Source organism: Streptomyces collinus (assembly GCF_031348265.1).
In the GTDB taxonomy this organism is placed as follows: Bacteria; Actinomycetota; Actinomycetes; order Streptomycetales; family Streptomycetaceae; genus Streptomyces; species Streptomyces collinus.
In genome coordinates this window covers 8,737,203-8,750,604 of sequence record NZ_CP133771.1, presented here as the reverse complement: position 1 = coordinate 8,750,604, position 13,402 = coordinate 8,737,203, and the positions used below count along the sequence as shown (strand labels likewise).

Sequence of the window (13,402 nt, the reverse complement as noted above, 5' to 3'; positions counted from 1 at the left end):
CCCAGCCACGGGAGCCCCTTCGCGATGACCTCACCCCGCGCCGAGTTCACCCCGCACATGGAGCACTACACCTTCCTCCTGGAGGACCAGCCGTACCTGGGCTATTTCCAGTACGGAAACGAGAAGACGCCCGTCTACACGACCGACCGGCACGGCTTCCGGGTCACGCCGGGGCCGGCCGGGCTGGTAGCCAGTGTCGGCGGCGACCGCCCCGACGGTCCGGCGCGGGTGCTCGCCGGCAGTTCCGCGGTCTTCGGCGTGGGCGCCACCGGCGACGCGGCAACCATCTCCGCCCGGCTGTGGAACGCCCACGCGCCCCGGCTGCCCTGGCTGAACATCGCCGGGCAGAGCCACAACTCCGCGCAGGAACTCATGCTGTTCACCCTGTTCCTGCACGAACTGCCGCCCGTGGAGGACATCGTGCTGGTGTCCGGCGTCAACAATCTCGTGCTCAGCCGACTGCCCGAGGAGAAGCAGGGCCGGCACGGCGCGTTCTTCGACTGCGGGCCCGCCCCCGACGTCGTCCCGCCACCGGAGCGGCGGGTGGCGCACGCCGCAGAACTGACGTTACGCCACCTCGGGGCGTGGAAGACCCTCGCGGACGGCCTCGGCGTCCGGCTGACCTTCGTCCTCCAGCCGCTCGCGCCCTGGGTGCGCGAGGAGCCGCTGCCCCGGGAGAAGCTGCTGTTCGAGGAGCTGGACGAGGTGTCCAACTTCCGCCGGTTCCACAACGACATCTCCACCATGGCGGTGGGCCGCGCCTACGCGGACCGGCTGGCCGCCGGATGCGCCGGTCTGCACGTACCGTTCCTCGACATGAACGTGGCGCTGGCCGACGTGGCCGGCCCGGAGGACTGGCTGTTCATCGACCGGGTGCACTGCACCGATCTGGGCTACGACCTCGTGGCCCGGCAGCTCGCCGACCGTCTCGACCTGGCGTGAGGAGCCTGTGATGCCCGAGACCCCGCACGAGGCGGCCCACGACACGACCCCCCGGGAAAGCGGCCCCGCGTCCGTGCCGGCAGTGCGCCGCCTGGCCTCCTGGCTGCGCCGCGCGCACCGGCCCGCCCCCTCCGCCGCCCCGCCGCACGGGCTGCGCCCACAGCCCGAGGACGACGCCTCCGTCTACCCCCTGTTCTGAAATGGCTCGTTCCGGCAGCGGGACCGGCCCGGACGGCCCGGTCCTGGGCATCTCCGCCTACTACCACGACAGCGCGGCCGCCGTCGTGGCCGGCGGCGTCCCGCTCGCGGCGGCGCAGGAGGAGCGGTTCACCCGCCGCCGCCACGACGCGGGCTTCCCCGCCCACGCCGTCACCTCCTGTCTGCGTGAGGCCGGGCTGCGCCTGGACGACCTGGCGGCGGTGGCGTTCTACGAGGATCCGGCCCTGAAATTCCGCCGGGTGCTGGCGACCTGGCTGGCCACGGCCCCCCGCGGCTACCCGGTGTTCCGCCGGGCCTGGCCCGAGTGGACCGGCTGGAAGCGGCGCGCCGTGGACGACGTACGGGCACGGCTGGGTGAGCTGGCCCGCGGCCGGCCGCTGCCCCCGGTGGTGGCACACCGGCACCACGCCTCGCACGCGGCATCGGCGTTCTTCCCCAGCCCGTTTTCCTCGGCAGCGGTGCTGTGCGTGGACGGCGTGGGCGAGTGGGAGACCACGACGCTCTGGCACGGCCGGGACACCGAGCTGGTCCCCCTCGCGCAGCTGTCGTTCCCGCACTCGCTCGGCATGCTGTACTCGGCGTTCACGTACTACTGCGGCTTCAAGGTCGACTCGGGCGAGTACAAGCTGATGGGCCTCGCGCCCTACGGCACCCCGCGGTACGCGCCGCTCATCCGGGAGCGGCTGATCGACGTGAAACCGGACGGCTCCTTCCGCCTGGAACTCGGCTACTTCACCTTCCAGTACGGGCTGACCATGGTCGGCCGGGCCTTCGAGGAGCTGTTCGGCGGCCCACGCCGGACTCCCGAAGGTCCGCTGACCCAGCGGGAGTTCGACCTGGCGGCGTCCGTGCAGCAGGTCACCGAGGAAGTGCTGCGGCGGCTGGCCCGCACGGTGCTGGAACGCACCGGGGAACGGCGGCTGTGCCTGGCGGGCGGCGTCGCACTGAACTGCGTGGCGAACGGGCGGATCCTGACGGACGGGGTGTGCGACGAGTTGTGGGTGCAGCCGGCGGCGGGGGACGCGGGCGGGGCGCTGGGCGCCGCCCTGGCCGAGTCGCACCACCGGGGAGCGCCCCGCGCCCACGCCGGCAGCGGCCGGGACGCGATGGCGGGGGCGCTGCTCGGCCCCGCCTGCTCAGACCGGGAGATCGAAGACTTCCTCGCCGACGGCGGTTACCCCGCCGTACGGATGCCGGAGCGGGCGCTGACGGAGCGGGTCGCGGCGGAGCTGGCGGCGGGCCGGGTGGTGGGCTGGTGTCAGGGGCGGATGGAGTTCGGGCCGCGTGCGCTGGGCAACCGGTCCATCCTCGCGGACCCACGCGACCCGGTGATGCAGTCCGCCCTCAACCTCAAGACCAAGTTCCGCGAGTCCTTCCGGCCGTTCGCGCCCGCGGTGCTCGCCGAGGAAGCGAAGGACTGGTTCGAACTGCCGCAGGAGAGCCCGTACATGCTGCTGACCGCGCAGGTCGCCGCCGCCCGGCGGCAGGAGTGCGGGCTCCCACCACGGGGTGCGTCGGGACTGGAGCTGTTGCGGGTGCCGCGCTCCACGATTCCGGCGGTCACCCATGTCGACGGCTCGGCGCGCGTGCAGACGGTGACGGCCGAGCACAACCCGCGCTTCCACGCGCTGCTCACCGCGTTCCGGGAGCGGACGGGATGTCCGGTGCTGGTGAACACGTCGTTCAATGTGCGGGGGGAGCCGATCGTGCGGGACGCCAGGGAGGCGTACGCCTGCTTCATGCGCACGCGCATCGATCTGCTTGTCCTCGGCGACTTCCTGCTGAACAAGCGGGACCAGCCCGAGTGGCGGGAGGAGGGCGACTGGCGTGCCACGATCCCGATGGACTGAGCGGCTGCGGCACCTGGGGCTGGCCGTACTGTACTTCGCGGTGGTCACCCCCGCCGGGCTGTGCGTACGAGCGGTCCGCGACCCGCTGCGCCGCTCCTGGGACGCCCACCGGCCGACCTATCTGCAGCCGCCGGTGCGCACCCACCGCCGCACGGTGTCGTCGTCCGGCCGAACCCGCAGACCGGGCGTCAGAATCCGGCGGGCGCACTCGCCACGATGACGGCCACACGGCGTGCTCCGAGGTCGAGGATCCGGGATGCGGCCCCGGAGAAACCGCATGAAGTCACCCAGGCGTCGGCCTCCCGCGCGGTGCGGGGCAACGGCACGTCACGAGCGATGTGGCGGGTGAAGCGTTCCGATGGGCGAAAGTGCGTGGCCAGCGGCAGGGTGAAGCCCACGCGGCCCCCGGGACGCAGGGCGCGCAGCCAGTCGTCCATCACCCGACGGCCGAGAAAGTGCAGCGAGGAGGCGCAGAGCACCACGTCCAGGGAGTGATCGGGGACGGGCAGCGGTACCGCGTCGGCGACCCGCCAGTCGATCGCGGCGACCGGGACGAGGCCGACGGAGCGCTCGCGGCCCGTGGCGACCATGCCCGGCGACAGGTCGACGGCCAGGACGGCCGGTGCGGTGTCCGGCCGGCCCCGGGCGACTTGCAGCGCCACCGCGCCCGCCCCGCACGCCACGTCGGCGACCCTGGCGGTGGCGCCGGGATCAGCCCATGCGATCAAAGCCCGCGCGATCTTCTCATGGTGCCCGTGGTCATAGCTGTCGGCCAGCTCGTCGAAGACTTCCGCCAGCGTTGCGCTCTCCATCACCGGCCGATCCTAGAGGCTGTCCCGTATCTGCGGTCGCGGATAGTCATGGCCTCGTCAGTTGCTCGGTTCCGTCACAGGTGCAGCTCCTGCACTGAGGGTGCGGGCCCGGTACTCAGGGGCCGGCCGTGGAGCCTGCCGTTGGAGGACCGGGTGCTGCTGGTTGCCGCGTACTGGCGGATAGACCCGACGCAGGGCAGCTTGCGCCGCTGGACACCATGCTGATCGTGGACGGCATTCTCGTGCCCACCCGCGACCACGCTGTTGCCGAGCAGTCGAAGAACTACCGGTACTCCACCAACCACAGGGTCGTCATCGACGCCGACATCCGGCTCGTCGTCGCGGTCGGCCGAACGGCTGGTGGCGTGGCGAGGAGCCGGCCCTCACCAGTGGGAGGGCCACCACGCGTGAGCGACCAGGCCGCGCGGCAGGGGGCTGCAGATCTGCTGGTCGGTCAAGGCCGGTGCGGGGTGGCGGTGAGGACGGCGACGTGGTCGACGAGCATGGGATAGCCGGGGCGGGTCTGCGTCGTGGGGGTGGCGTGCCCGGCCAGCGCGTCGGGGAATCCGCCGCCGACAGCGAGGTTCAGCAGGAGAAAGTGGCCCTGGGCGGTAGCTGCTTGCCAGGTGGCCGGGTCGACCTGCGTGGAGCTGACGGTGTGGTAGCGCCGTCTGTCGACGAACCAGTGCAGCCGCTCGGTGGAGGTGCGGCGGTCCCATTCCAGGGTGTAGGTGTGGAAGGTGCCGGTGCAACGAGTGCCGGGGCAGGTGGTGCCGGCGGCCAGGCCGGTGCTCTCGTTGCACGGCCCCCCGGTGGGTGTGCCGCAGTGCATCACGCCCCAGATGCGGTTCAGGCCGTTGGCGTTCTCCATGATGTCGAACTCACCGGACGTCGGAGAGGGGACCCCGGCCCGGTATGAGGCGCCCAGGGTCCAGAAGGCCGGCCAGTAGCCCTCGGCCGCCGCGCCGGTGACGGCGGGCAGTTGGATGCGGGCCTCGATGCGCATGCGTCCGCCCGCAGGAGGGCGAAAGTCGCTGCGGCGCGTCTCGATGCGCCCGGAGGTCCACCGCCCGGCGGTGTCGCGCAGGGGGGTGATGCGCAGGTTGCCCCGGCCGTCGTGGCTGATGTTGGCGGGATCGGCCGTGTAGGTCTGCACCTCACCGGTGCCCCAGTTGGGCGGGCCGCCGGGGTACCCGGTGCCGATATCGACCATCCATTTCTCACTGTCGGGCAGGGTCCCTGCCGGGCCGTTGAAGTCGTCCGCCCAGGCAGTCCTCCACACGTGTGTGGCTGACGCGGGAGTGCTGCCTGCGGCCAGCGGGACCAGGCCCGCGCACAGCGCGGTCAGCGCAGCCGCCAGGCCCGCCCGGGCACGGCGGGTACGCAAAAGTGTTCTCATGGGCTGCACCTCGCTGGGCTGGTGGTCAAACGATCTCCTGGCACACACGGTTCGCACCATATGTCCATAGATGCCCTTCCTGCTCGGTGAGAGGGTCTCCCCCTACGGCACATGGCGCACCACCCGCGCCCTGGTGCGGCCGCTCAGATCGGTGAGACAGACCGTGGGCGCCCGTGTCGGCACGGTCCGCGCCTCAGCCGCAAGAGGGGACCCGTCGGGTGATCCGCACGTCGGCTCCGTGGCCGCGGGTGTCGCATGGGAAACGATCTTTCGACCCCACCAGGCAGGAAAGGACGGCCATCGTGGCCAAAGCATCGTTCCCGGTATCCGCTGATGAGCCCGAGCGTCTTCGAGTCCTGCGGCGGTACGGCATCCTGACGGCGCCGGTCCCGCCGGACCTGGCGTCGATCGTGGAACTCGCCTCCTATGTCTGCCAGGTCCCTCATTCGGTGATCAACATCATCTCCGCCGAAGATGCCAACCTGATCGCGGCGGTCGGCTTCGAACCGACGGTGTGTGCCCGCGGCGACTCCATGTGCGCGGTCACTCTGGTCGAGCCGGCGCCGGTGTGCGTTCCGGACGCCAGGCTGGATGTCCGCTTCGCCGACAACCCCTATGTCAGTGGCGTCCTCGGCGACATCCGCTTCTACGCCGCTTCCCAGCTACGCACCCCCGAGGGACCAGTCCTCGGCACTCTCTGCGTCTTCGACACTGAGGTCCGCCGGCTGACCGCCTCGCAACGTGGCGCGCTGGACAAGCTGGCCGGCATGGTCGTCGACGTCCTCGACCTGCACCGTCACCAGGCACTGCTTCATCTGGCACTGCAAGCCGCCGATGAGGCACGCTCCGAACTCGAACGCTCCAACCGCGCGCTGCAGCAGTTCGCCGGACAGGTCAGCCACGACCTCAAGAACCCGCTGACCGGCGTCCTCGGCCACGCCGAGAATCTCATCGACATCCCGGCAATCGCCAAAGACCCGGACGCCTCCTTCTGCGCCCAACGGGTCATCGGCTCCGCACACCGCATGCACACCATGATCGAAGACGTGCTCGCCCTGGCCAGCGCGGGCGGGCGACTCCACCTCGAACCCGTCGACCTGAACACCCTCGCCCACGCCGTCATCGAGGACCTCGACAGCCCCATCAGTACCCATGGTGCGCGCGTCACCGTCGAGAACCTGCCCATCGTGATCGCCGATGCGACCCAGTTGCGCGTGCTGCTTCAGAACCTCGTCAGCAACGCTCTGAAATTCCGCAGAGCCGACCGCCCTTGCCAGATCGTCATCGCCGCCGGAGCACATGGGCACGGCTGGGACATCGCTGTCGTCGACAACGGCCGCGGCATCCCGCCGCAGGACCGGCAGCGTGTGATGGGCCTGTTCACCCGTGTGCACCCGGACGTCGAAGGCTCCGGCATCGGATTGGCCACCTGCCAACGGATCGCCGCCGCACATGGCGGCGCCCTCCGCCTCGAAGAGACACCCGACGGCGGCACCACCGCTGTGCTCACCCTGCCCACCGACACCACACCGAACTGACAGCCGCCCCGGCCTGAATGCTGCCGGGCGAGCACGGAGGCGACGACGCGATACCACAGGTATCGCCGCAGATTCCTCTTCCTTCTCGGCTGCAGAAGCGAAGGGCCTGGCTCCGCCAGAAGGCTGACGTCGGACAGCCACCGCCAACGACACCCGGCGGCGGTCCCGAGCGTCGCCGCCACCCGGCGGCACGGCATTCCGGCGGGCATCGGTCGAGCTACCCAGCCGACCCTGGATGATGAACGCCCGCAAGCACGCACGGGACTACGAACGGCTCATCCAGCACTCCGAGACCCTGATCACCTGGGCCGCGATCACCCTGATGCCCCGCCGTCTGACCCGCCGGCCGGCATGAGTAGACGGCGACCCGGGAGGGCGGCGCCGGCTCCGCCAGCCGCTGCAAAGGGGTCACTTCGGCTGCCACCGTCATCGGCGTCGCTTTGACAGGGGCCCGAGGCAGCCGGGCGACTTCAATCCGTCCGTGGTTGAGTCCGCCGTACAGAGCCCCGTGCCCACGGCGGTGTTCGGGCGCGAGCGCAAGATCAACCAGCTCCGCACCGGCCGTCCGTTCACAGCAGGGCGTCGCACAACTCGAACAACGCGTCGCCCCACGCGGTCAGGCTGGCCGACGATCCGGGCTTCGACGTCGCCGACTGCCTGGCGTGATGGGTCGTGTCAGGCTGCCAGATCCAGGCCGCTGTTCGTCTACGCCAGCGCCCGCAGACGCACGGCGGTGGACCGGCAGCTGTACATCCCGTGCTCCTGGACGAGGGCCCAGGCCGTTGCTGAGCCTCAGGGCTCCAGGAGGTGCTGCGGACCTTCGTCCGCATCCATGCCCTGCTCCGTACCTGCCCCAGGAAGACTGAGCCCCTCGCCGGTTTCGTCCCCGCTGCCGACTCCTGGTCTGGCGTCTCCCAGGAGCCCGTGCCAGGTTCGCCCCCGATCAGGCCAGCAGGACATCCTCACCCGCCGTCACAGGGACGATCTGCTCGGCCGACGGCGCCTTGGCCTTCACCGACGTCCCGAAGTTCGACAGCGTCATCGTCGTCATGGCCTTCACACCGCCGAAGCAGGACAGCCGGACCTGAACGGCGCGCCCCTTCCCATCGACCCACACGTCCGCGTAGACGGGCATGTCGTCGCCCAGCTTTTCGCGCAGGTCGTTCAGCCCTCGCTTCGTCTCCGCCGTCATCCGGAGCGTCGCGGTGGCGTGGTCGATCGTGCCCCGGTAGTGCACCGCAGGGGCGCCATTCACCTGTTCCTTGCCCTCGTTCGACACCTGCCGCATCGCCTTGACCTGACGCAGCAGGTGCTCCGGGTCATTCAGCGGCGCCCGCAGGAAATAGCGGGTGAGTGCCTCGCTGCGGACAGCCGAGGCCCACCTGCCCTCGCCCGCCTCCCGCGAGCCCCGCACATAGACAGTGTCGCCGACAAAGACCTCCTCGACCGGGTCCATGCCACTGTCCTCAAACCGCACCGTAAGCCGGCCCCTGTCACCCGCCAGGTCGAACACGCCGGCGATCGCGAACACGTAAGTCCTGGGGCTGTCGGCGGACTTCAGCTCGATCTTCTCGTCCACGCGGGCGCTGTCCGCGCTCGTCCTCTCGATCGCAGCACGCACGGCCGCCCCCTGATCCATGGTCTTCTCTGCACTCTCCTCCGAGTCACTGTCCGCGCCGCCGGAACAGGCGGTGCACAGCAGGAGGACAGCAGCGGACAGGAGGTGGGCGCGACGCATGAACTCTCCGGGGAATCGTTACTGCGGCAGGGTGGGGCCCGAGAGGGCCTGTAGATCGTCGCACGAAACCGGTTGCAGGGCCCGAGAGTTAGAGATCACGGACGGAGCCACGGTCGAAGCTCGGCCAGAGTCACCGAACGTCTGCGCTCTCGGTTCCGCCGCCCGCCCTACGGGCCGGATCCTGCCGGCACTCGCCCCGGTCTTCCTTGCCGTGGGCAGCGTCGCATGCCCGACCACGCCACGGTCCCAGCGGCGCCCACGCACAGCGGCGCGACGGCGACGCAGCGCCCGCCGCCGTCTCCGTCCCCACCTGGGGAACACGCTGGATCGCGCACGCCACTCCTGACATCCAGACGAGGCCGAGCGCCCCGCCGGCATGGAACAACTGCACCGGGCCCTGATCGAAGCCGGCGAGGTGGACCTCGCCCAAGCGGCAGCGGCCGACAGACCGGCCGGGGCCGGGCCCCCGGCGTCGGGCGCCACCGGGTACCGGGTCGGGAATGATCAGGGATGAACGACCTGCACGGCTTACCCGAGCCTGTGCCAGGGCTGCCGGTCGACGCACATCGTGCGGACGACCAGCCACCCTGCCCTTCAAGCCGCGGCGCCGGGCCGATCGATCGACTAGGACTCGGTGTCGTCAATGAGCGCGTGCAGCTTGTCGAGAACCCACAGCGCCACGACGGCGGTGGCGAGCGGACCGAGACCCGGAACGTGGCTCGCGATGGTCTCGGCGACGGTTCCGGCGCTCGTGCCGGCCGCCGCCGCGCCGCCGGACAGGACGGCCTGACGCAGGGTGAACGGTTTTCGGCTCATGGCGTCTCCTGGGGCTTTGACGGAACGGCTGGTCTGCCGCGGCTCCAGCCAAAGCGAAGGTGCGGTGTTCACGACGAACATCGGACACCGTTGCCGCGTCAGGACGGTTGAACTGGCCGGACGGACGAAGACCGCGCGGTGTTCAGTGAACTGGGTGAACAGCGAACTTGCCCCCGATACGCTGCCTGCGAGGGGCGAGGATGCGAGGGGGCTCGGATGAGCGCATCGGAGGGCCCAGTAGGGTGCCACGGCGACCTTGTGGACCTGCTGAAGCGTTTACGTGATGCCGCGGGTATGCCGCCGCTACGGACGATCGGGAAGAAGGCGGGGGTGTCGTACGGGTATCTGAGCGGCATCTTCAACGGAAGGAAGCTGCCCAGCCCGGATACGGCGCAGGCGATCGCACGGGCATTGACGACTGACGTCGCCGCCCAGCGGAAGGCGTACGAGTACGCCGAGCGTGCGGCTGCGGACCGGCCCGCCAACCGGACGCCCGGGAGGGGTGACAGGGCAGTCCTCGTGCAGGAGGAGAGCCTCCCGTTGGAGGACTACCTTGCCGATGTCTGCCGCCACGCGGAGGTTTCCAGGCCCTACGTTGCCCAGTCGGTGGTGAGCTGGCAGGACGGGCGTCCCGCCGACCGTTCGACGGCCCGGTCGGCGAGCGCCGCCGTCTTCACCGCAGGGCCGCTCGTGGTGCTGCTCGGTGATCCCGGTGGCGGCAAGACCGAGCTTCTGCGGCGTTACGAGCTCGACGTCTGCCGCCGGTGGGAGGCCGGAGTCCGGTCTGGTGCGCTGCCGGTCCGTATCCCGGCCCCGTCGTTCAGTAACGAGCATCTCGCGCAACGGCTCTTCGCCCACCCGCCGGCGCCCGGCGCCCACTGGCTCGTCCTGCTCGACAGCCTCGACGAGATCACCAACGCCCGGGCACGCCGGAACGTGCTGCGGGATGCGGTCCGATGGGCGGCGGAGCGGCCGGAGACCCACCGCCTCGTCATCGCCACGCGGCACCTGTCCGAGCAAGAGCAAGGTGATCTCGAGGAGGCGGCGCCCGTCTGCTTCGAACTCTTGCGGTTCGAGGCGGGTGACGTCCGGAAACTCGCCGCGGCTCGACTCGGCCCGGACCGGGTCGACGGCCTCATGGCCGCGATCGACGAAGCCGGTCTCGCCGACCTGGTCGAGCTGCCCATGATCGGTGCCCTTGTCTGCCAGCTGTACAAGGACGATCCGGACCGGCCTCTGGGCAACACCCGTGGGGCCGTCTACGACGACTTCATCACCCGATTGATGACACCCACGCCGTCCACCGGTACCCGGCCCGAGCATCATGCGGGCACACGAGGCGACATCGGGGAACCCGCCTGGATCGACCCCGCGGTGGCGGAGCGCGTCGTCGCTCTGTCCACGATGTCACCCGCCGACCTTCGTACACTGCTGACCCAGGTGGCCCACCGCCGACGGGAGAGCAGTCCTGCCCGTTCGGTCACGGACATCCTGCTGCACGAGCCACTCACCGAGCTGCCGGGCGGTGTGCCGGTCAAGTGGTGGAGAGAGCAGCTCGTCGCATGCCTCCGGCGCAGCGGAGTCCTTCAACAGCGGGGCGACGATCTGGAGTTCGCGCACCGCACGTACGAGGAGTTCCTGGCCGCCTGTGCTGTCTGTGATGTGCGCGAACACGGCGTGGCCGAGCTGCGACGCGTCCTCGGCGCTCACCGGCGACGGCACTGGCCGTTGCGGCCGGTGCCTGGCTACCACCCCGGGGGCGGCTGGGGCCGGCGGTTGTGGTCGACTGCCGTCGCCGATGGCGAGAACATGTCGTACCTCGGCTTCCTCATCGACCGGCTCACCGATGCCGCCGCGGCGGATCTCGACAAGCTGCCGTCGTCCGCCGGCATCAGCGGCTGCACGTTCCTCGCCGCACAGAAGCGGCTCGGCACCTACCTCCCGGCCTCGGTGCAGGCTCGGGCGGTGGAGAAGCTCAAGCGGCACATCAAGATCGGCAAACAGGCCCGGTTCGGGGCCTCGATCGACATCCGCGCGGTGAATGAGATGGATCCGGGCTCCATGCCGATGGCCGAGACCTTCGCCGCCCTGGCCATCGACGATTCCCGGGTCGATTCCGCCGACGCGCTGCTCGCCTTCGCCGAGAGCAGAGCCGAGGGCCTGGCGGCCCTGCGGGAACTGGCACACTCGCCGCGGCTGACGAGTCTGCAGGGCCGGGTGGCGGCGGCGACGGCGATGGTCCGCGCCGACGACGAAAGCGGCCTCGACCTGATCGTGGACCTGGCGTCCCATCCAGGACAGGACGACGACGACCGGCTGGGCATCGTATGGCAGCTCATCCGTCTTCACCGGCCACGCGGCCTCGCCCTTCTCGACAGCTGGATCGACGCCCGAACCGGAGGCGACTTGTGGTTCAAGGCGGCGCTCATGGTCGTCGAGACCGACGAGGCGTACGGCATCGCGCGGATGAAGGCCATCGCCGACGATCTCGCCTGCCCGGCCCGGACGCGGATCAACGCGGCCTACGTGACAGCGCTCTGCCGCGACCCCCGAGGTGCGGAGGACCTCCTGCGGTTCGCCCGCGACCCTGACGTGGAAGAGCGTCTGCGCGTGATGACGGTGCACTTGCTGGCCGAGTTGGGCCATCCGTCGGCAAGGACGGTGTGCGACGAGCTGGCCCAGGAACCGAACCTGAGCAGTCGAGGGCGGAAGTCCCTACGCCGGTTGCCCTTGGCCCAGTCGTCCTGAAGCGGCCCCGTCCCGGCTGGCTGCCGACCTCCTCGGTCATGCCCGCCGAACGCCAGAACCGGACGCTCGACAGGCCGGTGTGGGGGCGCAGCCCGTCGGGGCCCTTCCGGTCAGGCGAAGTTCTCGGTGAAGAACTCGTCGAGCTGTCGAAGGGGATGAGGTCCTTGCGGTCGTACAGGTCGACGTGGTCCGCGCCCGGGGCGATCACGAGGTCGACGGCGTCGGGGGCCGTCTTCCGGATGTCCTCGGAGTAGTAGCGGGAGTGCGCGTCGGCGCCGGCCACCAGGAGCGCCTTGCGGGGCGCCAGCATGTCGATGTTCATCATCTGCCGGAAGGCGAAGAACGACATCGGCGTGGTCCCGGTCCACGCGGTGGTGGAGTTGATCGAGCGCGGGTGGTAGCCGCGCTCTGTGCGGTAGTAGTCGAAGAAGATCTTCGTGATCGGGTCGGCGTCCGCCGGAAGGGCCCTGGGCAGGACGCGGTTCGAAGGGGCGACGTTGCCTTCCTCGTCGAAGGGGACCTCGTGGGAGAGCCGCGCGTAGGTGCCCTGCTCGGCGTCGATCCAGCGCTGCCTGCTGAGATGATCCACGACCTTCTGCCGCTGCTCCGGCGTGTAGTAGTCCTCGTGACCGCGGGAGATGCTGCGGGACATGTCGTACATCGAGGCCGTGGCGACCGCCTTGATACGGCTGTCCGCGGCCGCCGCGGTGAGCGCCATACCGCTCAAGCCGCAGATGGCCTGCACGCCGATGCGCTCGCGGTCGACGATCTTCTGCAGGCCGAGGAAGTCGACAGCGGCGCTGAGTCCTCGGTGTAGATGTCGGGCGAGGCCACGTCGCGCACCGCGCCACCGCTCTCCCCGGTGAAGGAGGGGTCGAAAGCGAGTGCGGCGTAGCCGCGGCGGGCGAACTCGTTGGCCTAGAGCCCCGAGGACTGCTCCTTGACCGCGCCGAAGGGTCCGCTGAGCGCCAGGGCGGACAGCTTGCCCCTGGCGTTCTTCGGCACGTAGAGGTCCGCGGCGACCTCGATGCCGTAGCGGTTCCTGAACCGCACCGAGGTCCGCTTGACGCTCTTGTCCAGCGCGAACGTGTAACCGCCCTTGGCCGTGGCCTTGCCCCGTCCTGGGGGGCCCGCGACGCGGCCGGTCTCCGCACTGTAAGAAGGCAGAGCCGTGACGGAGGTGGCGGTGGCGGCTCCGGTGGCGGCGATCAGTCCGAGCGCTTTGCGACGTTCCATGGAGGGGACCTCATATTCGATCGGCGGGGGAAAGAGCGCGACGGCCGGTGGTGTCGTGGCCGAGGCGCGATTCCAGGAGACCGCTTCTGCGCAAGGCGTGGCAG

Annotated in this window: 12 protein-coding genes and 2 pseudogenes; 9 read left to right on the top strand and 5 right to left on the bottom strand. The window is 70.3% G+C overall.

All coding sequences use genetic code 11. The features are described 5' to 3' along the window. The first annotated feature begins 24 nt into the window (after window positions 1–24). The 4 genes from RFN52_RS39480 to RFN52_RS39465 are packed head-to-tail and all read left to right on the top strand — an operon-like array spanning window position 25 to window position 3,231. Window positions 25–942: an SGNH/GDSL hydrolase family protein gene (locus RFN52_RS39480; protein ID WP_229856936.1), complete on the top strand. Its 918-nt coding sequence runs from the start codon at window positions 25–27 to the stop codon at window positions 940–942. 10 nt (window positions 943–952) lie between these two features. Continuing rightward, window positions 953–1,141 carry a hypothetical protein gene (locus RFN52_RS39475; protein WP_184853687.1) on the top strand — a complete coding sequence of 63 codons (189 nt, stop codon included), beginning with the start codon at window positions 953–955 and terminating at the stop codon, window positions 1,139–1,141. A 1-nt stretch (window position 1,142) separates the two neighbouring features. Further along, entirely contained in the window at window positions 1,143–3,011 is a 1,869-nt protein-coding gene (locus tag RFN52_RS39470) for a carbamoyltransferase family protein (protein WP_184853686.1), read from the top strand. Then, window positions 2,989–3,231, top strand: coding sequence for a hypothetical protein (locus tag RFN52_RS39465; protein WP_184853685.1), 243 nt, complete (start codon window positions 2,989–2,991; stop codon window positions 3,229–3,231). The genes RFN52_RS39470 and RFN52_RS39465 overlap by 23 nt, the downstream gene beginning before the upstream one ends. Here the strand turns inward: RFN52_RS39465 and RFN52_RS39460 are convergent. Continuing rightward, a complete protein-coding gene (locus RFN52_RS39460) occupies window positions 3,200–3,823 on the bottom strand; it encodes a class I SAM-dependent methyltransferase (protein ID WP_184853684.1) in 624 nt (207 codons plus the stop codon). The two genes, RFN52_RS39465 and RFN52_RS39460, sit on opposite strands and share 32 nt — an antisense overlap. A 96-nt stretch (window positions 3,824–3,919) precedes the next feature. On the opposite strand from RFN52_RS39460, the pseudogene RFN52_RS39455 reads away from it, so the two are divergent. Beyond that, window positions 3,920–4,188 (top strand): annotated as a pseudogene (locus RFN52_RS39455) (IS5/IS1182 family transposase); the annotation flags it as partial. An 89-nt stretch (window positions 4,189–4,277) separates the two neighbouring features. Here the strand turns inward: RFN52_RS39455 and RFN52_RS39450 are convergent. Then, window positions 4,278–5,222 carry a glycoside hydrolase family 16 protein gene (locus tag RFN52_RS39450; protein WP_184853683.1) on the bottom strand — a complete coding sequence of 315 codons (945 nt, stop codon included), beginning with the start codon at window positions 5,220–5,222 and terminating at the stop codon, window positions 4,278–4,280. 302 nt (window positions 5,223–5,524) lie between these two features. Here RFN52_RS39450 and RFN52_RS39445 point away from each other — a divergent pair, with 302 nt between their 5' ends. Together RFN52_RS39445 and RFN52_RS39440 are read left to right on the top strand one after the other, a co-directional pair. Then, a complete protein-coding gene (locus RFN52_RS39445; protein ID WP_184853682.1) occupies window positions 5,525–6,760 on the top strand; it encodes a sensor histidine kinase in 1,236 nt (411 codons plus the stop codon). Between the two features lie 223 nt (window positions 6,761–6,983). Next, window positions 6,984–7,103 (top strand): annotated as a pseudogene (locus RFN52_RS39440) (IS5-like element IS4811 family transposase); the annotation flags it as partial. 600 nt (window positions 7,104–7,703) lie between these two features. Here RFN52_RS39440 and RFN52_RS39430 read toward each other — a convergent pair. Then, window positions 7,704–8,498, bottom strand: coding sequence for an SCO4651 family lipoprotein (locus RFN52_RS39430; protein WP_184853681.1), 795 nt, complete (start codon window positions 8,496–8,498; stop codon window positions 7,704–7,706). A gap of 624 nt (window positions 8,499–9,122) precedes the next feature. Further along, window positions 9,123–9,314 (bottom strand): hypothetical protein, encoded by a 192-nt coding sequence (locus RFN52_RS39425; protein ID WP_184853680.1) that lies wholly within the window; start codon window positions 9,312–9,314, stop codon window positions 9,123–9,125. 216 nt (window positions 9,315–9,530) lie between these two features. Here RFN52_RS39425 and RFN52_RS39420 point away from each other — a divergent pair, with 216 nt between their 5' ends. Beyond that, entirely contained in the window at window positions 9,531–12,062 is a 2,532-nt protein-coding gene (locus tag RFN52_RS39420; RefSeq protein WP_311241186.1) for a helix-turn-helix domain-containing protein, read from the top strand. 523 nt (window positions 12,063–12,585) lie between these two features. Beyond that, entirely contained in the window at window positions 12,586–12,879 is a 294-nt protein-coding gene (locus RFN52_RS39415; protein ID WP_311241185.1) for a hypothetical protein, read from the top strand. 101 nt (window positions 12,880–12,980) lie between these two features. Here RFN52_RS39415 and RFN52_RS39410 read toward each other — a convergent pair whose 3' ends face one another. Further along, window positions 12,981–13,298 carry an alpha/beta hydrolase family protein gene (locus RFN52_RS39410; RefSeq protein ID WP_311241184.1) on the bottom strand — a complete coding sequence of 106 codons (318 nt, stop codon included), beginning with the start codon at window positions 13,296–13,298 and terminating at the stop codon, window positions 12,981–12,983. Window positions 13,299–13,402: the final 104 nt, after the last annotated feature.

Bases quoted from the DNA above. Each gene is read 5' to 3' on its own strand.
- RFN52_RS39450 (WP_184853683.1), bottom strand. From the start codon at position 5,222: ATGAGAACACTTTTGCGTACCCGCCGTGCCCGGGCGGGCCTGGCGGCT.
- RFN52_RS39420 (WP_311241186.1), top strand. From the start codon at position 9,531: ATGAGCGCATCGGAGGGCCCAGTAGGGTGCCACGGCGACCTTGTGGAC.
- RFN52_RS39480 (WP_229856936.1), top strand. From the start codon at position 25: ATGACCTCACCCCGCGCCGAGTTCACCCCGCACATGGAGCACTACACC.
- RFN52_RS39470 (WP_184853686.1), top strand. From the start codon at position 1,143: ATGGCTCGTTCCGGCAGCGGGACCGGCCCGGACGGCCCGGTCCTGGGC.
- RFN52_RS39460 (WP_184853684.1), bottom strand. From the start codon at position 3,823: ATGGAGAGCGCAACGCTGGCGGAAGTCTTCGACGAGCTGGCCGACAGC.
- RFN52_RS39475 (WP_184853687.1), top strand. From the start codon at position 953: ATGCCCGAGACCCCGCACGAGGCGGCCCACGACACGACCCCCCGGGAA.
- RFN52_RS39425 (WP_184853680.1), bottom strand. From the start codon at position 9,314: ATGAGCCGAAAACCGTTCACCCTGCGTCAGGCCGTCCTGTCCGGCGGC.
- RFN52_RS39410 (WP_311241184.1), bottom strand. From the start codon at position 13,298: ATGGAACGTCGCAAAGCGCTCGGACTGATCGCCGCCACCGGAGCCGCC.
- RFN52_RS39430 (WP_184853681.1), bottom strand. From the start codon at position 8,498: ATGCGTCGCGCCCACCTCCTGTCCGCTGCTGTCCTCCTGCTGTGCACC.